The 19,414-nt window shown below is 60.6% G+C and carries 22 protein-coding genes; 14 read left to right on the forward strand and 8 right to left on the reverse strand.

Going from position 1 to position 19,414, the window contains the following annotated elements; all coding sequences use genetic code 11:
* Window positions 1-3: 3 nt before the first annotated feature.
* The 3 genes from POF45_RS24140 to POF45_RS24150 form a co-directional block, all read right to left on the reverse strand.
* Window positions 4-414 (reverse strand): SH3 domain-containing protein, encoded by a 411-nt coding sequence (locus POF45_RS24140; RefSeq protein WP_259500626.1) that lies wholly within the window; start codon window positions 412-414, stop codon window positions 4-6.
* A gap of 110 nt (window positions 415-524) precedes the next feature.
* Complete coding sequence (locus tag POF45_RS24145) at window positions 525-824, reverse strand: YciI family protein (RefSeq protein ID WP_090181447.1); 300 nt, start codon at window positions 822-824, stop codon at window positions 525-527.
* A 1-nt stretch (window position 825) separates the two neighbouring features.
* Entirely contained in the window at window positions 826-1,422 is a 597-nt protein-coding gene (locus tag POF45_RS24150; protein WP_259500630.1) for a septation protein A, read from the reverse strand.
* Window positions 1,423-1,509: 87 nt separating this feature from the next.
* Between POF45_RS24150 and POF45_RS24155 the strand changes: the two genes are divergently transcribed.
* The 8 genes from POF45_RS24155 to arfB all read left to right on the forward strand — a co-directional run bounded on the left by POF45_RS24155 (window position 1,510) and on the right by arfB (window position 9,261).
* The gene (locus tag POF45_RS24155) at window positions 1,510-2,373 is read left to right on the forward strand and encodes a PHP domain-containing protein (RefSeq protein ID WP_259500632.1); all 864 of its coding nucleotides are present in this window, start codon (window positions 1,510-1,512) and stop codon (window positions 2,371-2,373) included.
* Between the two features lie 13 nt (window positions 2,374-2,386).
* Window positions 2,387-3,016 (forward strand): L-threonylcarbamoyladenylate synthase, encoded by a 630-nt coding sequence (locus POF45_RS24160; RefSeq protein WP_259500633.1) that lies wholly within the window; start codon window positions 2,387-2,389, stop codon window positions 3,014-3,016.
* Window positions 3,017-3,838, forward strand: coding sequence for a segregation and condensation protein A (locus POF45_RS24165; RefSeq protein WP_489739886.1), 822 nt, complete (start codon window positions 3,017-3,019; stop codon window positions 3,836-3,838).
* Between the two features lie 11 nt (window positions 3,839-3,849).
* Window positions 3,850-4,848, forward strand: coding sequence for an SMC-Scp complex subunit ScpB (gene scpB, locus POF45_RS24170; protein WP_282316934.1), 999 nt, complete (start codon window positions 3,850-3,852; stop codon window positions 4,846-4,848).
* 58 nt (window positions 4,849-4,906) lie between these two features.
* A complete protein-coding gene (locus POF45_RS24175; RefSeq protein ID WP_282316935.1) occupies window positions 4,907-5,098 on the forward strand; it encodes a DUF1289 domain-containing protein in 192 nt (63 codons plus the stop codon).
* Between the two features lie 155 nt (window positions 5,099-5,253).
* Window positions 5,254-6,522 (forward strand): 23S rRNA pseudouridine(2605) synthase RluB, encoded by a 1,269-nt coding sequence (rluB, locus tag POF45_RS24180; protein ID WP_259500639.1) that lies wholly within the window; start codon window positions 5,254-5,256, stop codon window positions 6,520-6,522.
* A 771-nt stretch (window positions 6,523-7,293) separates the two neighbouring features.
* Window positions 7,294-8,706, forward strand: coding sequence for an amino acid permease (locus POF45_RS24185; protein ID WP_259500641.1), 1,413 nt, complete (start codon window positions 7,294-7,296; stop codon window positions 8,704-8,706).
* A gap of 141 nt (window positions 8,707-8,847) precedes the next feature.
* Window positions 8,848-9,261, forward strand: coding sequence for an alternative ribosome rescue aminoacyl-tRNA hydrolase ArfB (arfB, locus tag POF45_RS24190; RefSeq protein WP_123364512.1), 414 nt, complete (start codon window positions 8,848-8,850; stop codon window positions 9,259-9,261).
* On the opposite strand, the gene POF45_RS24195 is transcribed toward arfB, so the two are convergent.
* Window positions 9,258-10,457 carry an MFS transporter gene (locus POF45_RS24195; RefSeq protein ID WP_259500644.1) on the reverse strand — a complete coding sequence of 400 codons (1,200 nt, stop codon included), beginning with the start codon at window positions 10,455-10,457 and terminating at the stop codon, window positions 9,258-9,260. The two genes, arfB and POF45_RS24195, sit on opposite strands and share 4 nt — an antisense overlap.
* A 101-nt stretch (window positions 10,458-10,558) precedes the next feature.
* Window positions 10,559-10,741: a hypothetical protein gene (locus POF45_RS24200; RefSeq protein ID WP_259500646.1), complete on the reverse strand. Its 183-nt coding sequence runs from the start codon at window positions 10,739-10,741 to the stop codon at window positions 10,559-10,561.
* A 32-nt stretch (window positions 10,742-10,773) separates the two neighbouring features.
* Between POF45_RS24200 and POF45_RS24205 the strand changes: the two genes are divergently transcribed.
* Window positions 10,774-11,154, forward strand: a complete 381-nt coding sequence (locus POF45_RS24205; protein WP_259503312.1) for a hypothetical protein — start codon at window positions 10,774-10,776, stop codon at window positions 11,152-11,154.
* A gap of 57 nt (window positions 11,155-11,211) precedes the next feature.
* On the opposite strand, the gene POF45_RS24210 is transcribed toward POF45_RS24205, so the two are convergent.
* The 3 genes from POF45_RS24210 to phhA all read right to left on the reverse strand — a co-directional run bounded on the left by POF45_RS24210 (window position 11,212) and on the right by phhA (window position 13,623).
* Window positions 11,212-12,405, reverse strand: a complete 1,194-nt coding sequence (locus POF45_RS24210; protein ID WP_282316936.1) for an amino acid aminotransferase — start codon at window positions 12,403-12,405, stop codon at window positions 11,212-11,214.
* Window positions 12,405-12,761 carry a 4a-hydroxytetrahydrobiopterin dehydratase gene (locus tag POF45_RS24215; RefSeq protein WP_259500651.1) on the reverse strand — a complete coding sequence of 119 codons (357 nt, stop codon included), beginning with the start codon at window positions 12,759-12,761 and terminating at the stop codon, window positions 12,405-12,407. The genes POF45_RS24210 and POF45_RS24215 overlap by 1 nt, the downstream gene beginning before the upstream one ends.
* 70 nt (window positions 12,762-12,831) lie before the next feature.
* Window positions 12,832-13,623, reverse strand: coding sequence for a phenylalanine 4-monooxygenase (phhA, locus tag POF45_RS24220; RefSeq protein ID WP_259500653.1), 792 nt, complete (start codon window positions 13,621-13,623; stop codon window positions 12,832-12,834).
* Window positions 13,624-14,042: 419 nt separating this feature from the next.
* On the opposite strand from phhA, the gene POF45_RS24225 reads away from it, so the two are divergent.
* The 5 genes from POF45_RS24225 (at window position 14,043) to POF45_RS24245 (ending at window position 19,409) form a co-directional block, all read left to right on the forward strand.
* The gene (locus POF45_RS24225; protein ID WP_282316937.1) at window positions 14,043-15,602 is read left to right on the forward strand and encodes a sigma-54-dependent transcriptional regulator; all 1,560 of its coding nucleotides are present in this window, start codon (window positions 14,043-14,045) and stop codon (window positions 15,600-15,602) included.
* 372 nt (window positions 15,603-15,974) lie between these two features.
* Window positions 15,975-16,715 carry a flagellar basal body rod protein FlgF gene (locus POF45_RS24230; RefSeq protein ID WP_259500657.1) on the forward strand — a complete coding sequence of 247 codons (741 nt, stop codon included), beginning with the start codon at window positions 15,975-15,977 and terminating at the stop codon, window positions 16,713-16,715.
* Window positions 16,716-16,760: 45 nt separating this feature from the next.
* Window positions 16,761-17,546: a flagellar basal-body rod protein FlgG gene (gene flgG / locus POF45_RS24235; RefSeq protein WP_259500659.1), complete on the forward strand. Its 786-nt coding sequence runs from the start codon at window positions 16,761-16,763 to the stop codon at window positions 17,544-17,546.
* 51 nt (window positions 17,547-17,597) lie between these two features.
* The gene (gene flgH / locus POF45_RS24240; RefSeq protein WP_259500661.1) at window positions 17,598-18,293 is read left to right on the forward strand and encodes a flagellar basal body L-ring protein FlgH; all 696 of its coding nucleotides are present in this window, start codon (window positions 17,598-17,600) and stop codon (window positions 18,291-18,293) included.
* A gap of 27 nt (window positions 18,294-18,320) precedes the next feature.
* Complete coding sequence (locus tag POF45_RS24245) at window positions 18,321-19,409, forward strand: flagellar basal body P-ring protein FlgI (RefSeq protein WP_259503117.1); 1,089 nt, start codon at window positions 18,321-18,323, stop codon at window positions 19,407-19,409.
* The last annotated feature ends 5 nt before the right edge of the window (window positions 19,410-19,414 follow it).

A 19,414-nucleotide genomic window follows, 5' to 3' on the forward strand; every position in this document is an offset into this window, starting at 1 on the left:
CACTCAATTTAGCCATTGTCGACGTTTTCGACTTGCACCACTGGCAAAGATACCGCAGAGCAGAGCCAATAGCGCTACCCCCCCGCCGGTGACGAACCATTGCTGTTGGTCGGTCAGCAGACGCGGCAACGGACTTGCCAGGGCTTCCTTGAGTTGCAGCTTCAAACGCTGGTTCTCCTGGCGAAGGCGGCTCAACTGGACGCTTTCACGCTCACTGTCGGCATTTTGCAGTTGTTTGTTCAATTCTTCTCGTTGCTGCTCGCTTGCTTTCAAGCGTTGCTGCAACTCGGTGATCTGACTGCCGGCGCTCAGGGACAGCGGCGTGGAGCTGCCACCCGTGGCGCTTTCTTCACCATGGGCGGGGGCCCCGATCGACAACGTCACCAACATCAGACACAACGGACCCTTGCGCATCGCCACTCCTGATTCCAATACGAGTATTGGGCAAGTTGTCGGCAGGCAAACGAGAATAATGAGCGATTGAGAGCGCGACGAACCCATAAGGTTCATCGCGAGGGGAAGTTTTAAGGCAGGACTTGCTTGAACGGCTTTACCGAAACGTTGGCGTAGACGCCTGCAGCGATATAAGGATCGGCGTCGGCCCAGGCCTGTGCGGCGCTCAGGGAATCGAATTCGGCGACGATCAGGCTGCCGGTGAAACCCGCGGCGCCCGGATCATTGCTGTCGACCGCCGGGTGCGGTCCGGCCAGGACAATGCGGCCTTCACCCTTGAGCACTTGCAGGCGCTCAAGGTGCGCGGGCCGTGCGGCCAGTCGGGCTTGCAGGGAATCGGCGACGTCGGTGGCAATGATTGCGTAGAGCATGTCAGTCCTCGGTTTTTGGCGTTGTAGTGTCGGCATCGTGCAGGTGGCGGGACAGGTAGATGCCCTGGCCGACCAGGAACAGCAGGGTCATGCCCAGGCTGCCGAAGACCTTGAAGTCCACCCAGTAGCTCTGGAACGTGAACGCCACAAACAGGTTGGCGGCGCCGCAAAACAGGAAAAACGCGATCCAGGCGATGTTCAGGCGCGTCCAGACCGGGTCCGGCAAGGTCAGCGCGTGGCCCATGATGCGTTTGATCAGCAGACGGTCGCCGATGAAGTGGCTGCCGATGAACGCCAGCGCGAACAGCCAGTTGACCACCGGGGCTTTCCATTTCAGGAATGTCTCGCTGTGGAACGCCAGCGTCAGGCTGCCGAACACCAGGCAGGCGACAAGGGTCAGCCATTGGCTCTTTTCCAGCTTGCGCTGCTTGATGAAAAGCGCGCCGTAGACCACCAGCGAGCTGATGATCAGCATCGCGGTAGCGCTGTAGATGCCGCCGACAGTCACCTCGTGACCGGCGATGTCGACGACCCGTGGATCAAGTTTGTAGACGATGAAAAACAGCAGGAGCGGGATGAAATCGATGAATTGTTTCACAGTGGCAGCCAGAAGCAGGATGTGGCGGCATAATAACAAACATATGGGCGCGCGATAGCGCCAGCTGATTTGAGGTTACAAAGCCCCGTGAATGTAGATTTGCACTGCCATAGCACGGCCTCCGATGGCGCCCTGGCGCCCGCGGTACTGGTTGCGCGTGCGTTCGAGAAAGGCGTGCGAGTCCTGGCCTTGACCGATCACGACACCCTTGAAGGCCTGGAAGAGGCCCGCAGCGCTGCCACGGCGCTGGGGATGCAACTGGTCAATGGCGTCGAATTGTCCTGCACCTGGGGCGGGGCAACCATTCATGTGCTGGGCTATGGCTTCGACGTCAACGCTGCGCCGTTGGTCGAGGCGATTGCCAGGTTGCACGATGGCCGCTGGCTGCGGTCCGAAGAAATAAGCCGCAAGCTGGCGCTCAAGGGCATGCCTGGGGCGCTGGAAGGCGCACGCAAGATGCAGCAGGAGCTGGGCGACAGCGGCAACGCGCCGGCGCGTCCGCATTTCGCCGACTGGATGGTGCGTGAAGGGCTGGTCAAGGATCGCGCCGAGGCCTTTCGCAAGTGGCTGGGCGCCGGCAAGCTGGGTGACGTCAAGCAGCACTGGCCGACCCTGGAAGATACGGTCCAGACCCTGCGCGCCGCCAAGGCCTGGGTCAGCCTCGCGCATCCGTGGCATTACGATTTCACGCGCAGCAAACGTCGTCGGCTGATTTCTGACTATATTCAAGCGGGGGGCCACGCAATCGAAGTGGTCAATGGCCATCAGCCTGCCGAGCAAGTGGGCAGCCTGGCGATTCTGGCCCGCGAGTTTGGTCTGCTGGTCAGCGCCGGCAGTGATTTTCATGGTCCTGGAGGCTGGTCCGAGATCGGTGAATACCGCCCGCTCCCGGAGGATCTGCCGCCACTTTGGTGTCGATTCAAACATGACCCAATCAACGCCGCCGTCTGAACAGGTAGAAAATGTGAGTCAATTTTTCCAGATTCATCCGGAAAACCCGCAAGCGCGCCTGATCAAACAGGCTGTCGAGATCATCCGCCGTGGCGGGGTGGTGATTTATCCCACTGACTCGTCCTACGCCATTGGTTGCCAGATCGGCGACAAAAACGCCGTGGAGCGCGTGCGCCGTTTGCGCCAGCTGGACGACAAGCACAACTTCGCGCTGATTTGCAGCGACCTGTCGCAACTGGGGCTGTTCGCCAAGATCGACACCGGCACTTTCCGTATCCTCAAGGCCCACTTGCCCGGTCCTTACACGTTCATCCTCAATGCCACCCGCGAAGTGCCGCGCCTGTTGCTGCACCCCAAGAAGCGCACCATCGGCCTGCGTGTACCGAGCCACCCGATTGCCCTGGCATTGCTGGCCGAGCTGGGGGAGCCGCTGATGAGTGTGACCCTGATCATGCCCGGTGAGACCGACCCGCTGAGTGATCCGCATGAAATGCGCCAGTTGCTCGAACATCAGGTCGACCTGATCATCGACGGCGGTTTCGGCGGGATCAAGGCATCCACCGTGATCAACCTCGCCGACGGCGAGCCGGAAGTCATTCGCGTGGGTTGCGGCGACCCGGCGCCGTTCATGGCCGAGGCCTAGATGTCGGCAGTAGAACCGGTAGTCGACAGTCAGGCCGGCGCCCAGCAAGAACTGCCGTTCGCCATGGTCTATGGCCAGGCCGTCCTGGAAATGCCGCTTGACCTGTATATCCCGCCGGACGCGCTGGAGGTCTTCCTTGAAGCCTTCGAAGGCCCGTTGGACCTGCTGCTGTACCTGATCCGCAAACAGAACATCAACATCCTCGACATTCCGGTGGCGGAAATCACCCGCCAGTACATGGGCTATGTCGAGTTGATGCAGTCTGTGCGCCTGGAGCTGGCCGCCGAGTACCTGGTGATGGCGGCGATGCTGGCCGAGATCAAGTCGCGGATGCTGCTGCCGCGCGCCGAAACCATCGAAGATGAAGAGGAAGACCCGCGAGCCGAACTGATCCGCCGCTTGCAGGAGTACGAGCGTTTCAAGGCCGCTGCCGAAGGCATCGATGGTCTGAGTCGCGTCGGTCGTGACGTGGTTGTGCCCAAGCTGGACGCGCCCGAGGCGCGGGCGCGCAAGCTGCTGCCGGACGTGCGGCTGAGCGAGATTCTGTTGTCCATGGCTGAAGTGTTGCGCCGTGGCGACATGTTCGAAAGCCACCAGGTCAGCCGCGAGGCGCTGTCTACCCGCGAACGCATGAGCGATGTGCTGGATCGGCTCAAGGGCGGCGGTTTCGTGCCCTTTGTCGAGCTGTTCACCGCAGAAGAAGGGCGTCTGGGCGTTGTGGTGACCTTTATGGCGATCCTTGAACTGGTCAAGGAATCCTTGGTCGAGCTGGTGCAGAATGAGCCGTTCGCAGCGATCCACGTGCGGGCCCGAGCCGAATAACGAGTTGAATCATGAACCTGACTGAACCCCGCGAGCTGGCGCCACTGCTTGAAGCTTTTCTGTTGGCTTCGGGAAAGCCGCAATCCCTTGAGCGTCTGTTCGAACTCTTCGAAGAGGGCGAACGGCCGGAGCCGCCGGTTTTCAAAAAGGCCCTGACCTTGCTGGCCAAGTCCTGCGACGGCCGGGCTTTCGAGTTGAAGGAAGTGGCTTCCGGCTACCGCCTGCAGATTCGCGAAAAGTTTTCGCCGTGGGTCGGTCGTTTGTGGGAAGAGCGCCCACAGCGTTACTCGCGTGCCATGCTCGAAACCATCGCGCTGATTGCCTATCGCCAGCCGATCACCCGTGGCGAGATCGAAGACGTGCGGGGCGTGGCGGTCAACAGCCACATCGTCAAAACCCTGCTGGAACGCGAGTGGATCCGCATCGTCGGCTACCGCGACGTACCCGGTAAACCGGCGATGTTTGCCACTACCAAGGCGTTTCTCGACCACTTCAACCTGCAAAACCTCGACGACTTGCCGCCGCTGGCCGAACTGCGCGAGCTGGAACCTGATCCGATCCTCGATTTCGACGACGCTCCGGTGCCTGCCGGCTTGCAGGAACTGGCTGATGCCAGCGCCGAGCCGGAAGAGCCCAAGGAGGAGACCAGTTTCCACACCCTGTTGCTGGAGCTGGACACGATGGAGGAGGGGATCAAGACCGATTTCGATGATCTGTTGCGTGATGGAGTGGGGGCAGAGATCGATACCGGGGAGGTCGCTGACCAGCCTGGGCCTGCAATCGAAACTGAACTTCAGGTAGAGCCCGAGGCCACAGTCGAAGAGGAGCCGGAAGAAGAACAGGAGGACGACATTCTGGGTGTCGCCGAGGCTCGCGAGAAGCTCCTCGCGGCGGTCGCCGCGCTCGAACAGCACAAGCCCGAACCTGAGCCTGAACTCAGCGACGAAGAAGCCGAAGCCCGGGCGCTGGCCGAAGCGATAGAGGCCGAACGGCGTGAGTTCGAGGATTGACCCAGATCCTGTGTTCAATAAATATCCCGCAGGGGTATGTGTGGACTTGGAGTTTTCGATGAGCTCAACCAAAGACCCCTGCATCAGCCTCTGCAAATTCACTGACGACATCTGCCTCGGTTGTGGCCGCAGCAAGCGTGAGATCAAGGCCTGGAAGAAGCTCGACAAGGCGGACAAGCGCACCGTACTGGCCGAAGCGTCGCTGCGCCTGGTCAAGCTCGGCGCCACCGGTCGGCGGAAAAACAAATAAGCAGGCGCCCATCGACTAGTCTCTGATGCGCGAATGTCCTCATGAGCGTATGATTCGCGACCCTTCGGCGATCCCTTCGCCCGAGACCCAGCTTTCAACGCTTCAGGCCCCTCACTTCAGAGCTGCCTGAACAGACCACACCGGGAGGTGCCCAGATGAGTATCAACGACCAGAAAGACGACCAGGAAATCGGCCCAGCAGGCGAAAAACTGCAGAAAGTCCTCGCCCGTATCGGCGTCGGCTCGCGCCGTGACGTGGAAGCCTGGATCAGCCACGGCCGCATCAAGGTCAATGGCAAAGACGCCACCCTCGGCCTGCGCGTCGACCTGCATGACGCCATCACCATCGATGGCAAAGTGATCAAGCGCGAAGAAGCCGCCGAGTCGGTACGCCGCGTGATCATGTACAACAAGCCCGACGGCGAGATCTGCACCCGTGACGACCCGGAAGGCCGTCCGACCGTGTTCGACAAGATGCCGCGTCCCAAAGAAGGTCGCTGGATCAACATCGGTCGTCTGGACATCAACACCACCGGCCTGCTGATGTTCACCACCGACGGTGAGTTGGCCAACCGCCTCATGCACCCGTCCTACGAGATGGACCGTGAATACGCGGTACGTGTGCGTGGCGAAGTCGATGACGAGATGATCGAGCGTCTGAAAGCAGGCGTCGTCCTCGAAGACGGCCCGGCCAAGTTCACCGACATCAAACAGGCGCCGGGCGGCGAAGGCTTCAACCACTGGTATCACTGCGTGGTGATGGAAGGTCGCAACCGCGAAGTTCGTCGCTTGTGGGAATCCCAGGGCCTGGTGGTCAGCCGTCTGAAGCGCGTGCGTTTCGGTCCGGTGTTCCTCAACTCCGACCTGCCGATGGGCCGCTGGCGCGAAATGAGCCAGTACGAAGTCGACATCCTGAGTGCTGAAGTTGGCCTGACGCCAGTGGCCATGCCGCAGATGAACGCCAAGAGCAAAGACAAGCTTGAGCGTATGCAGCGTAAATCGTCGCGTCCGGTCGGCAAGACCGAGCGCGTGCGTACCCTGCGTCCTGCCGCTGGTGCGCCGGCTGCCGGTCCACGTTCGCCGCGTGAGCCGCAGATCGAAGGCGAGCGTCCAGCCCGCAAGCCGGCAGCGCCTCGTGCTGATGGCGAGCGCGGTCCACGTACTCCGCGTCCGGCCAACGGTCGTACCGAGCGTGGCGAAGGCCGTGGCGCTCCGAGCGGTGGTCGCAGCGATCGTGGTGCTCCAGCAGGTCGCGGTACACCCGTGGCAGAGCGTCCAGCTGACACCAAGCGCCCGGCCAAGCCAGCGCCGAAGAAGCGCCCGGGCATCGTCCTGGTCGACAAGGACGCGCCATCGGGCAAGCGCCGTGGCGCCCCGGCCGGTTCCGGCCAGCGTCCAGGCTTTGGCCGTCGCAAGCCTGAGTAAGCGGTAAGCGCTTGATGAAAAAACGCCAGCCTTCGGGTTGGCGTTTTTTTTTGCCTGGCTTTAGGGGTGTGGGCTTGCTCGCGAAGGCGTCAGTTGCAGCGCTGCCAGTCTGGATCTGCCATGGCAAAAAATCGTTACGCCATGTAAACAAATCATGACGAAATATGCCGTTTAAGCCTGTGGACTGAGCCCCGTCACCAAAACGTAATGAAAACCTGCCGTAATCAACCTCGCTTCCCGTCTCCCAAGCCTCTACCCCGCTTGTTTCAGCCTCGCTGGAAGGGTGAGATGCGCCATGCCTGTCGTGCAGGTGCATAACAAGAAGGAGGCGCAATGAACGCCGTGATCCATCTCCATCTCTCCCCGTGGGGCGTTTTTTTAACCGTCCCCGCCGAAGACCTGCAAAGGTCTGACTCATTTTTTGCAGCCGCCCGAGGCCCTCGGGGTGGACACGTGCAATCCCGGCAACCGACACGCTGACTCAAGCGGTGTCTGGCAGCAGGGGGTTAGCGGTGTACAATGCGCCGCGTTTTACTGTGACCTCCTGCGCACCCGCGCAACTTTCAAGGCTATCCGCCTTGTTCACTCCGCCGCGCCACAAGCGTGTCGGGTTCGATTTCGTCACAGATAAAAACAAACAGGTGACGCATGACCGTTGTAAATACGCTGAACTCCTGGTGCTTGCGCTGGGGTTTGATCGGCGCTGTTTGAAATTGCTTTCGAGCAGCAACGTCTACTGAACATCATCAAACCTTGCGTGAGACCCTTTTCATGAGTGGACAGAACTCGCAGTCAGGCGAGCTTAAACGCGGCCTGAAAAATCGCCACATTCAACTGATCGCCCTTGGTGGCGCGATTGGTACGGGCTTGTTCCTCGGCTCGGCCGGGGTGCTGAAGTCTGCCGGCCCGTCGATGATCCTCGGCTACGCCATCTGTGGCTTCATCGCCTTCATGATCATGCGCCAACTGGGCGAAATGATCGTCGAAGAGCCGGTGGCCGGTTCTTTCAGCCACTTCGCCCACAAATACTGGGGCGGCTTTGCCGGTTTCCTGTCGGGCTGGAACTGCTGGATCCTGTACATCCTGGTGGGCATGTCGGAACTGACCGCGGTCGGCAAGTACATCCACTACTGGGCGCCGGACGTCCCGACCTGGGTCTCGGCGGCCGGCTTCTTCGTGCTGATCAACCTGATCAACCTGGCCAACGTCAAAGTCTTTGGTGAGGCCGAATTCTGGTTCGCGATCATCAAGGTCGTGGCCATCGTCGGCATGATCGCCCTGGGCAGCTACTTGCTGGTCAGCGGTAATGGCGGCCCGCAGGCGTCGGTGAGCAACCTGTGGTCCCACGGTGGTTTCTTCCCCAATGGCGTCAGCGGTCTGGTGATGGCCATGGCGATCATCATGTTCAGCTTCGGCGGCCTGGAAATGCTCGGTTTTACCGCTGCTGAAGCCGACAAGCCGAAAACCGTGATCCCCAAAGCCATCAACCAGGTGATCTACCGGATCCTGATTTTCTACATCGGCGCACTGGTGATCCTGCTGTCGCTGACGCCGTGGGACAGCCTGCTGGCGACCCTGAATGCGTCCGGCGATTCCTACAGCGGCAGCCCGTTCGTGCAGGTGTTCTCGATGCTGGGCAGCAACACCGCTGCGCACATCCTCAACTTTGTGGTGCTGACGGCTGCGCTGTCGGTGTACAACAGCGGCACCTACTGCAATAGCCGCATGCTGCTGGGCATGGCCGAGCAGGGTGATGCGCCGAAGGCACTGGCGAAGATCGACAAGCGCGGCGTGCCGGTGCGTTCGATCCTGGCTTCCGCCGCTGTGACGCTGATCGCGGTGTTGTTGAACTACCTGATGCCGCAACAGGCGCTGGAACTGTTGATGTCGCTGGTGGTTGCAACGCTGGTGATCAACTGGGCGATGATCAGCTTCTCGCACTTCAAGTTCCGCCAGCACATGAACAAGACCCACCAGACGCCGCTGTTCAAGGCCCTGTGGTACCCGTACGGGAACTACGTGTGCCTGGCGTTCGTGGCGTTCATCCTGTGCGTGATGCTGCTGATTCCGGGTATCCAGATCTCGGTGTATGCGATTCCGGTGTGGGTCGCGTTCATGTGGCTCTGCTATGGCATCAAGAACAAACGCAGTGCTCAGCATGCGTTGCAGGCAGCGGCTAAATAACGGCGCTCGCCAGAACGAGAAACCCGGCCATGCGCCGGGTTTTTTGTTTCCAGGGTTCACACAAATCCCTTGTGGTGATCTTTGGCGTGCCGAAAATCGCATTCGCGGTATCCTGCGCCTTCTGAATACGGACGCTTTTCCATGCTGGTGATTTCCAACAACGTGCATCTGCCGGATGCCGAGATCGAGTTGACGGCCATTCGCGCCCAGGGCGCCGGTGGGCAGAACGTCAACAAGGTGTCGAGCGCCGTGCACCTGCGCTTCGACATACCGGCCTCGTCCTTGCCCGAGTTCTACAAGGAACGGCTGCTGGCGCTGCGCGACAGTCGCATCACCAGCGAAGGGGTGTTGATCATCAAGGCCCAGCAGTACCGCACGCAGGAGGCCAATCGTGCCGATGCGCTGGAGCGGCTGACCGAGTTGATTCTCAGCGCCACCAAGGTCGAGAAGAAGCGCCGCCCGACCAAGCCGACCCTCGGTTCGAAGAAGCGTCGGCTAGAGTCCAAGACCAAGCGCGGCAGCATCAAGGCCGGGCGCGGCAAGATCGACTTCTAGCGGGGCTCTCTTTCTTCGCGATACTTCGGCGCCTGCCGATACAGGTAAACGCTCAGTCCAAGACCGCTCAGGGCGGCGAGGGCGGCGAACAGGAAGATCGAAGCAAAACCAAACCCGGCTGCAATCGCCCCGGCCAGCGGCCCGGTAATCCCCAGCGACAAATCGATGAACAGCGAATAAGCCCCCACTGCCGCCCCACGACTTGAGGCTGGCACCAGATTGACCGCCTCCACGCCCAGTGCCGGGAACACCAGCGAAAAGCCGAACCCGCTCAACGCCGCACCGGCCAGTGCCCAGTGGGCGTCCGGTGCCAGCCACAGCAGCAACAGGCCCAGGGTTTCCACCGACAGGCAGGCAATCGCTACACGAAAGCCGCCCAGGCGGTTGATCAGGTTGCCGAACAGCAGCCGCGCACCGATGAAGCTGGCGCCGAACAGGCTCAGGCACAGTACCGCGTTGTCCCAGTGCTGCGTGGCGTAATACAAGGTGATGAAGGTAGCGATGGTGCCAAAACCAATCGAACCCAGCGCCAGGCCGCAGCCGTGAGGCAGTACGCGTCCCAGTACATGCATGAATGGCAGGCGTTCGCCGGCGACAATCGGTGCAGCGGTCTTCGGCCAGGCCAGCGCCAGGCCGAGGACGGCCAGCAGCACAATGCTGACGCCCATGCTCCACAAGCCCAGATGATTGACCAGCAGCACCCCCAGCGGCGCGCCGATGGCGATGGCGCCGTAGCTGGCGATGCCGTTCCACGAGATGACTTTGGCAGTGTTCGCCGCGCCCACGCGGCCGATGCCCCAGCCAATCGAGCCCGAGCCCACCAGGCTTTCAGCGCTGCCGAGTATCAGACGTCCGATCAGCAGGCTGATCAGGCTCAGGGTCGGCAGGCTTTGGGTCCAGGCCGACATCAGCATGAACACACCGCTCAGCCCACAGCCGGCCAGGCCATACATCACCGCCAGTTTGCTGCCCTTGTTGTCGATGATTTTCCCTGCATACGGGCGGCTGAGCAGGGTGGCCAGGTATTGCACGCTGATCACCAGCCCGGCGATCACGGCGCCGAAACCCAGGTCGCTGTGGACGTAGCCCGGCAACACGGCCAGGGGAATGCCGATATTCAGGTAGCCGATGAAGGTGAACAGGACGATGGAAACGACTTGCAGCGTGACCGCCAGGGGGCGCTGGTTTTCAGACATGGGTAAATCCAGGGGGCAGCAGGATAGATAGGCTGCTCATGATAGCGGCGCGAGCGGCTGCGGGGCATGTAAAAGTAAAACTATTTGCCGGGCGGCGAGGTTCAGGGCTTGGCGGGGGCGACCAGTTGCGTGGTGACGAGTGCGGCGAGAGCGTTCTCTTCGCTGCCGAAGCGGGCGAGCAGGGCGGCCTGTTTTTCAGGGGAAAGGCGATGCCAGATATCGATCATTTTTTCGGCGGTGCCGATCAGTACGCTGGCCTGGGTGTCGCTGAAGTCATCGGTCATGGTGTTCACGTTTCAGGCGGTGTGGAAAGCGCATGTTAGCGCTTTCCACACGGTCTGGCATTGCAGGTGTTTCAGTCTTCGCTGTCAGCCTTGCGGCTGTCAGTGGCTTCTTTCGGCTGGGGCTGTTGGGCGCCGGCTTGTTGCGTGGTTGTCTGCTCAGTTTCGTGCAGGCTTGGGAAGGGGAGATTAGGGATCTCGTGCATGGTTCGCGCTCCTCGCTAAGTCTGTTGATAGATCTGGTAGATCCGCGCTTTTACAAAGCCTGGGCAGGATACAGCAGGAAAAATGACAAACAGACTTTTATCTCGGATTTGTGCGACAGATGGCCGCACCCGGAGATTTCGAGATCACCAAAAGCCAATGTGGGAGCGAGCCTGCTCGCGATGACGGCGGCACATTCAACATCAACGTGACTGAAAAACCGCTATCGCGAGCAAGCTCGCTCCCACAGGGGGGGAGAGTATTGGGGGTTACTTGCAGACTTCGGCAATCGCCTCGGCCAGCAGATCCAGGCGCGTCGCATCAATCCCCGCCACGTTTGCCCGGCCAGAGCTGACCATGTAAACGCTGTGGTGATCGCGCAATTGCTTGACCTGTTCCGGCGACAGGCCGGTGTAGGAGAACATCCCGCGCTGCACGCCAATGTGCGCAAAACGCTCGCGCAAGCCATGCGGCTCCAGTGCTTCCACCAGACCGCTGCGCAGTTGCGCGATGCGCAAGCGCATGGCTTCCACTTCGTCGGCCCAGAGGCTTTTCAGTTCCGGGTCACCGAGGATGGTCGCCACCACGGCAGCGCCGTGATCCGGTGGTGTCGACCACAGGTTGCGGGCGATGTTGGCCAGCTGGCTGCGGATATCCATCAGTTTGTCGGCGGTTTTCGCGCAGACAATCAGCGCACCGGTACGGTCGCGGTACAGGCCGAAGTTCTTCGAGCAGGAACTGGTGATCAGCACTTCCGGCAACTCGGCGGCGAACAGCCGAGTGGACCAGGCGTCCTGTTCCAGACCATCGCCGAAGCCCTGGTAGGCAAAGTCGATCAGTGGCAGCAATTCGCGACGGCGAACCACGTCCAGCACCCGGTGCCAGTCGTCATGACTCAGGTCGAAACCGGTCGGGTTGTGGCAGCAGGCGTGCAGCAGCACCACATCGCCCTTGGGCGCTTCGTTGAGTACCGCGAGCATCGCTTCGACGTCGAGGCGGTTGTCGCTGCCTACGTACGGGTAGTGACTGACCTTGACCCCGGCCGCGGCGAAAATCGTTTCGTGAATCGGCCAGGTCGGGTTGCTCAACCACACGCCACGGCCTGGCAGGCATTGGGCGATGAAATCAGCGCTCAAACGCAACGCCCCGGTGCCGCCCGGCGTCTGGGTGGCGCCGGCCCGCTGTTCGGCAATCAGCGCCGAATCGGCGCCCAGTACCAGTTCATTGATGACTTTGCCGAACGCCGGTTCGCCATGGCCGCCGATATAGGTCTTGGTGTTCTGACGATCCACCAGTCGCGCTTCGGCGAGTTTCACCGCTTGCGGGATCGGCGTCAGGCCCTGGGCGTCTTTGTAGACACCCACGCCCAGGTCGAACTTGCGCGGGTTGGGGTCCTGCGCATAGGCCTCCATCAGACCGAGAATCGGGTCGCCGGGGACCCGGCCGATGGCGTCGAAGTGCATTACTTGCGTCCTTCTGCGGTCTTGGCCACGTCGTCGGTGCGGGCAGCCATGATGAAGTCATTGCGATGCAGGCCCTTGATGGAGTGGCTCCACCAGGTCACGGTGACTTTGCCCCATTCGGTCAGCAGGCCTGGGTGATGGCCTTCGGCTTCGGAGATTTCACCGACGGCGTTGGTGAAGGCCAGGGCGTGCTTGAAGTTCTTGAACAGGAAAACTTTTTCCAGTTGCATGATGCTGTCGCGAACTTCGATGTTCCAGTCAGGGATCTGCTTGATAAGGATCGGCAGCTCTTCGTCGCTGACCTGAGGGGCGCCGGCCTGGCAGGCTTCGCAGTGGGCTTGATTCAAAGTGGACATGGTCTGTTTCCCGATTCGATTCTTGTTAGACGTTACTATTTTTTGCAGCGCGCCGCGACTATTGGCGCGCTCAGGCCGCCTTGGGTTTTGGCGGAAATTTGGGGGCGTGCAAGCCCAGCGCCATGCCTTTCTTGACCATGCCCATGATGTCTTCGTGGGCCAGGTCGAACAGGCGCTTGAGGTTGGGCAGGACAAAATACAGCGGTTGCAGGATGTCGATACGGTAAGGCGTGCGCATGCACTCCAGCGGATCGAAGGCTTGATGTTCGGGCTCGTCCGACAGCGAGTAAACGGTTTCTTTTGGCGAGGACAGAATGCCGCCGCCGTAGATGCGCTGGCCTTCAGGGGTGTTGACCAGGCCGAACTCGATGGTCATCCAGTACAGACGCGCCAGATAAACGCGTTCTTCCTTGGAAGCCTGCAGGCCCAGTTTGCCGTAGGTGTGGGTGAATTCAGCGAACCAGGGGTTGGTCAGCAGCGGGCAGTGACCAAAGATCTCGTGGAAAATGTCCGGCTCTTGCAGATAGTCCAACTCTTCGCGGGTACGGATAAACGTCGCCACCGGAAACTGTTTGTTGGCCAGCAATTCGAAGAAGGTCTGGAAGGGGATCAACGCCGGCACGCGGGCGACCTGCCAACCGGTGGTCTCACCGAGGACCTTGTTGATTTCGCTCAACTGCGGAATACGGTCGTGAGGCAGGCCAAGCTTCTCGATACCGTCCAGGTATTCCTGGCACGCCCGGCCCTCGATCACTTTCAGCTGACGAGTGATCAGCGTGTTCCACACCGCGTGTTCTTCAGCGGGGTAGTCGATAAAACCTTGCGCATCGGGCTCGCGGGCCACGTATTGCGTCTGCTTCATGCTGCTCTCCTGCAAGGGGGAATTCGTTCTTGTTATGTCCAGCGATGGCTCTAGAGATACTCCAAAGATGCGCGGTGATGCAGCAGGTGGTCGCAGCGATGCGTAGGAAAATTCGCCGAGATTCGTAAATAATTCGTTACGTATTGGCGGGTGTGGCGCAGGTATTGAGATTTTACGGTTTGAAAAGCCTTATTACTGTCACATAATCTTGACGACTAACTTTGTGCCTCTGCAAAAAAATGCTGCGGCTGGTCAAGGATTGGGCGTTGTACTACCCCTCTGTGGGAGCAGCCTGCTCGCGAAACCGTCCGTCCAGTTAACAGAAATATTGACTGATACACCGCTTTCGCGAGCAGCCTCGCTTCCACAGGTTGCATTTCAGGCATTCCACTCCACTTCACTGCTTTCGGGCCTTTCAAATGCGTATCAAAGTCCATTGCCAGAACCGCATCGGCATCCTGCGCGACATTCTCAACCTGCTGGTGGAGTACGGGATCAACGTCGCCCGTGGCGAAGTAGGCGGGGAGCATGGCAATGCGATCTATCTGCATTGCCCGAACCTGATCAATATCCAGTTCCAGGCATTGCGTGCGAAATTCGAGGGCATTGCCGGGGTGTTTGGCGTCAAGCGTGTAGGGCTGATGCCCAGCGAGCGTCGGCACATGGAGCTCAACGCCTTGCTCGGTGCGCTGGAATTTCCGGTGCTGTCGATTGATATGGGCGGCTCGATCGTGGCGGCTAACCGCGCGGCGGCGCAGCTGCTCGGGGTGCGGGTCGATGAGGTGCCTGGGATTCCGCTGTCGCGCTACGCCGAGGATTTCGACTTGCCGGAAATGGTGCGCGCCAACAAATCGCGGATCAACGGTTTGCGGGTGAAGGTGAAGGGGGATGTGTTTCTCGCCGACATCGCGCCGCTGCAATCAGAGCATGACGACAGCGAGGCCATGGCCGGTGCGGTATTGACCCTGCACCGCGCCGACCGCGTTGGTGAGCGTATCTACAACGTGCGCAAGCAAGAGTTGCGTGGTTTTGACAGCATCTTCCAGAGCTCGAAAGTGATGGCAGCGGTAGTGCGCGAAGCCCGGCGCATGGCGCCGCTGGATGCGCCTTTATTGATAGAAGGTGAAACCGGCACGGGCAAAGAGTTGCTGGCGCGGGCCTGTCACCTGGCCAGCCCGCGTGGGCAGTCGCCGCTGATGGCGCTTAACTGCGCAGGGTTGCCGGAGTCGATGGCCGAGACCGAATTGTTCGGTTACGGCCCCGGTGCTTTCGAAGGTGCGCGGGCCGAGGGCAAGCTCGGGCTGCTGGAGCTGACGGCGGGCGGTACGCTGTTTCTCGATGGTGTCGGTGAGATGAGCCCGCGCTTGCAGGTGAAACTGCTGCGCTTTTTACAGGACGGCTGCTTCCGCCGTGTCGGCAGTGATGAAGAGGTGTATCTGGATGTCCGGGTCATCTGCGCGACTCAGGTGGACCTGTCGGAACTGTGCGCCCGTGGCGAGTTTCGCCAGGATCTGTATCACCGCCTGAACGTGCTGTCGCTGCACATTCCACCGCTACGCGAATGCCTCGACGGTTTGACGCCGTTGGTGGAGCACTTTCTCGATCAGGCCAGCCGCCAGATCGGCTGCCCGCTGCCGACACTGGCGCCGGCGGCGATGGAACGGCTCAGCCATTACCATTGGCCGGGCAATGTGCGGCAACTGGAGAACGTGTTGTTCCAGGCGGTTTCCCTGTGCGACGGCGGCATGGTCAAGGTCGAGCACATACGTTTGCCGGATTATGGCGTGCGTCAGCCGCTTGGCGATTTCTCACTTGAAGGCGGGCTGGATGCGATTGTCGGGCGCTTTGAGAAAGCGGTGCTGGAGCGACTGTATTCCGAGCATCCGAGCAGTCGGCAGTTGGGCAAGCGCCTGGGAGTTTCGCATACGACCATTGCCAATAAATTGCGTGAGTATGAGGTGGGCAAAGACAACACCTGACCTGTGTGGTGAGCTTTTGTGGCGAGGGGGCTTGCCCCCGTTGGGTTGCGAAGCAGCCCCCTGTAATCTTTCATATCCACGAGTTTTCTGGTTTTGCGACTGCTGCGCAGCCGAACGGGGGCAAGCCCCCTCGCCACACATTGTGATTCACCTTCAATAAATGTGTACTGGCCGCACAGGCCGGGTGTTGCCACATACCGGCATAACGCCGCCGGTTTTTCGACTTTGACACAATCCCCCCATCCCCTCTGAATCCCCCAAGTCCTTTGTTTGCCGGGTCTCGCGCTGTCAGAAAAAAGTTGGTCTGCAAATTGCTTATCGCTCAGCAGTACAGCGGTGGGCGGCAAACGCCCGGCATGCAGAGGAAAGACTGTGGACAAGTACCTTTATGTGGCAATGACCGGCGCCAGCCAGAATGCACTGGCGCAGAAGGCTCATGCCAACAACCTGGCGAACATCTCCACCAACGGTTTTCAGAAGGATCTGGAACAGGCCCGTTCGATGCCGGTGTTTGGTGACAGCTTTCCGGCGCGTGCCTACGCCATGACCGAGCGTCCAGCCACCGACTTTTCGTCTGGCTCGATGGTTGAGACCGGTCGCGACCTCGACGTGGCAGTAACCGGTAACGGTTTCATTGCCGTGCAAAGCCCTGATGGCAGCGAAAGCTATGTGCGCACCGGCAGCCTGAACGTTGACGCCCTGGGCGTGCTGCGGGCCGGCAACGGTATGCCGGTCATGGGCAATGGCGGGCCGATTGCCGTGCCGCCTGAGCAGAAGATCGAAATCGGTGAAGACGGCACGATCAGCATTCGTTCGATGGGTGAAGGCCCGCGCGTGATCGCTGAAATCGACCGCATCAAGCTGGTCAATCCTGACATCAAGAACATGACCAAAGGCCTGGACGGTGCGATCCACACCACCGACGGCAAGCCGGCGCAAGCCGATGCCGGCGTCAAGCTGGTGTCCGGGTTCCTTCAGTCGAGCAACGTCAATGCCGTGGAAGAGATGACCTCGGTGCTGGCCTTGTCCAAGCAGTTCGAGCTGCACATCAAGATGATGAACACCGCCAAAGACGATGACCAGGCCATGGCTCGGGTCTTGCAGATCAGCTAATTATCAGAACGTCGCGCCGTAAAACAGGCGCACGAGGAGAATCGAATGCTTCCGGCTCTATGGGTTGCCAAAACAGGTCTGTCCGCCCAGGACACCAACCTGACCACCATTTCCAACAACCTGGCGAACGTCTCGACCACGGGTTTCAAACGTGACCGCGCCGAGTTCCAGGACTTGCTGTACCAGATCAAACGCCAGCCTGGCGCCCAGTCGACCCAGGACAGCGAACTGCCGTCCGGTCTGCAATTGGGTACCGGTGTACGCATCGTCGGCACCCAGAAAAACTTCACCGCCGGCAGCCTGCAAACCACCGAACAGCCACTGGACCTGGCGGTCGACGGTCGCGGTTTCTTCCAGATTCTGCAACCGGACGGCACCACGTCCTACACCCGTGACGGCACCTTCCACCTCGACTCCAACGGCCAGATCGTGAACGCCAGCGGTTTCGCCCTGGAGCCGGCCATTGTCATTCCGAACAATGCCCAGAGCTTCACGGTCGGTACTGACGGTACGGTGTCCATTACCGTTCCCGGCAACGCAGCCACCCAGGTGATCGGCAATCTGCAAACCGCCGACTTCATCAACCCGGCCGGTCTGCAGGCAGTGGGTAACAACCTGTTCCTGGAAACCGCCGCCAGCGGCGCGCCGCAAATCGGCACGCCAGGCCTGAACGGTTTCGGCACCACGCTGCAGAACACCCTGGAAGGCTCCAACGTCAGCACCGTTGAGGAGATGGTCAACATGATCACCACTCAGCGCGCCTACGAGATGAACTCCAAGGTGATCTCCACCGCCGACCAGATGCTCTCGTTCGTAACGCAGAATCTGTAATCAAGTCTATGAGGCGGCATGAAGCCGCCTGCAGCACCGTGAGGTAGGGTCATGAAACGCTTTGTATCTGTTTTGGCACTGAGTGGGGTGGTCTCGCTCGCGGGCTGCGTCGCGCCGACGCCCAAGCCCAATGACCCGTACTACGCCCCGGTGTTGCCGCGAACGCCGCTGCCGGCTGCCGCCAACAATGGCTCGATTTATCAGGCCGGTTTCGAACAGAACCTGTACAGCGACCGCAAGGCATTCCGGGTCGGTGACATCATCACCATCACCCTGAACGAGAAGACCCAGGCCAGCAAGGGCGCCAACTCGCAGATCGACAAGACCAGCAAGACCAGCATTGGCCTGACGTCGTTGTTCGGTGGCGGCCTGACCACCAATAACCCGGTGGGCAGTGGTGACTTGAGTCTCAACGCCGGCTACAGCGGCGACCGTGCCACCAACGGCGCCAGCAAATCCGGGCAGAGCAACAGCCTGACCGGTTCGATCACCGTGACCGTCGCCGACGTGTTGCCCAACGGCATCATCGCCGTGCGTGGCGAGAAGTGGATGACGCTCAACTCTGGTGACGAACTGGTGCGCATCGCCGGTCTGGTTCGCGCCGATGACATTGCAACCGACAACACCGTTTCGTCGACTCGCGTCGCCGATGCGCGCATCACCTACTCGGGCACCGGTGCGTTTGCCGATGCGAGTCAGCCAGGCTGGTTCGACCGTTTCTTCCTCAGTCCGCTGTTCCCTTTCTAGGTGGCTACGTTGAATCTTAAACACCTGATGGCGGCCGCGCTGTTGATGTCTTTGTCCCTTGGCGCTCAAGCCGAGCGGCTGAAAGACATCGCCAGTATTTCCGGCGTGCGGACCAACCAATTGATCGGTTACGGCCTGGTGGTCGGGCTTAACGGCACCGGCGACCAGACGACGCAGACCCCGTTCACGCTGCAGACCTTCAACAACATGCTCTCGCAGTTCGGGATCAAGGTGCCGGCGGGTTCGGGCAACGTGCAGTTGAAAAACGTCGCGGCGGTATCGATCAGTGCCGATTTGCCGGCGTTCGCCAAGCCGGGGCAACTGGTGGACATCACCGTGTCGTCCATCGGTAACTCCAAGAGCCTGCGCGGCGGCACCTTGCTGCTGACGCCACTTAAAGGTATCGACGGCAACGTCTACGCCATCGCCCAGGGCAACCTGGTGGTCGGCGGTTTCGATGCCGAAGGTCGCGACGGTTCGAAGATCACCGTCAACGTTCCGTCGGCCGGCCGTATTCCCGGTGGTGCGTCGGTCGAGCGTTCGGTGCCGAGCGGCTTCAACCAGGGCAACAGCCTGACCCTGAACCTCAACCGTTCAGACTTCACCACTGCCAAGCGCGTGGTCGACAAGATCAACGACATGCTCGGCCCTGGCGTGGCCCAGGCCATCGACGGCGGCTCGATCCGCGTCAGCGCGCCACTGGACCCAAGCCAGCGGGTCGACTACCTGTCGATCCTGGAAAACCTTGAAGTCGATCCGGGTCAGGCGGTGGCCAAAGTCATCATCAACTCCCGTACCGGCACCATCGTCATTGGCCAGAACGTGAAAGTGTCGCCGGCCGCCGTGACCCACGGCAGCCTGACCGTGACCATCACCGAAGACCCGATTGTCAGTCAGCCGGGCCCGCTGTCCAACGGCCAGACCGCCGTTGTGCCGCGCTCGCGGATCAATGCCCAGCAGGAAGCCAAGCCGATGTTCAAATTCGGCCCGGGCACCACCCTCGACGAAATCGTGCGTGCGGTGAACCAGGTCGGCGCGGCGCCGGGTGACTTGATGGCCATCCTCGAAGCACTGAAACAGGCCGGCGCGTTGCAAGCCGACCTGATCGTGATCTGAGGACG

Origin of the sequence: Pseudomonas fungipugnans (assembly GCF_029955235.1) — a bacterium.
Taxonomy (GTDB): domain Bacteria; phylum Pseudomonadota; class Gammaproteobacteria; order Pseudomonadales; family Pseudomonadaceae; genus Aquipseudomonas; species Aquipseudomonas fungipugnans.

Coding starts and splice junctions, on each gene's coding strand:
- POF45_RS24140 (WP_259500626.1), bottom strand. CDS start 414: ATGCGCAAGGGTCCGTTGTGTCTGATGTTGGTGACGTTGTCGATCGGG.
- POF45_RS24145 (WP_090181447.1), bottom strand. CDS start 824: ATGCTCTACGCAATCATTGCCACCGACGTCGCCGATTCCCTGCAAGCC.
- POF45_RS24165 (WP_489739886.1), top strand. CDS start 3,017: ATGTCGGCAGTAGAACCGGTAGTCGACAGTCAGGCCGGCGCCCAGCAA.
- scpB (WP_282316934.1), top strand. CDS start 3,850: ATGAACCTGACTGAACCCCGCGAGCTGGCGCCACTGCTTGAAGCTTTT.
- POF45_RS24175 (WP_282316935.1), top strand. CDS start 4,907: ATGAGCTCAACCAAAGACCCCTGCATCAGCCTCTGCAAATTCACTGAC.
- rluB (WP_259500639.1), top strand. CDS start 5,254: ATGAGTATCAACGACCAGAAAGACGACCAGGAAATCGGCCCAGCAGGC.
- POF45_RS24185 (WP_259500641.1), top strand. CDS start 7,294: ATGAGTGGACAGAACTCGCAGTCAGGCGAGCTTAAACGCGGCCTGAAA.
- arfB (WP_123364512.1), top strand. CDS start 8,848: ATGCTGGTGATTTCCAACAACGTGCATCTGCCGGATGCCGAGATCGAG.
- POF45_RS24195 (WP_259500644.1), bottom strand. CDS start 10,457: ATGTCTGAAAACCAGCGCCCCCTGGCGGTCACGCTGCAAGTCGTTTCC.
- POF45_RS24200 (WP_259500646.1), bottom strand. CDS start 10,741: ATGACCGATGACTTCAGCGACACCCAGGCCAGCGTACTGATCGGCACC.
- POF45_RS24205 (WP_259503312.1), top strand. CDS start 10,774: ATGTTAGCGCTTTCCACACGGTCTGGCATTGCAGGTGTTTCAGTCTTC.
- POF45_RS24210 (WP_282316936.1), bottom strand. CDS start 12,405: ATGCACTTCGACGCCATCGGCCGGGTCCCCGGCGACCCGATTCTCGGT.
- POF45_RS24215 (WP_259500651.1), bottom strand. CDS start 12,761: ATGTCCACTTTGAATCAAGCCCACTGCGAAGCCTGCCAGGCCGGCGCC.
- phhA (WP_259500653.1), bottom strand. CDS start 13,623: ATGAAGCAGACGCAATACGTGGCCCGCGAGCCCGATGCGCAAGGTTTT.
- POF45_RS24225 (WP_282316937.1), top strand. CDS start 14,043: ATGCGTATCAAAGTCCATTGCCAGAACCGCATCGGCATCCTGCGCGAC.
- flgG (WP_259500659.1), top strand. CDS start 16,761: ATGCTTCCGGCTCTATGGGTTGCCAAAACAGGTCTGTCCGCCCAGGAC.
- flgH (WP_259500661.1), top strand. CDS start 17,598: ATGAAACGCTTTGTATCTGTTTTGGCACTGAGTGGGGTGGTCTCGCTC.
- POF45_RS24245 (WP_259503117.1), top strand. CDS start 18,321: ATGGCGGCCGCGCTGTTGATGTCTTTGTCCCTTGGCGCTCAAGCCGAG.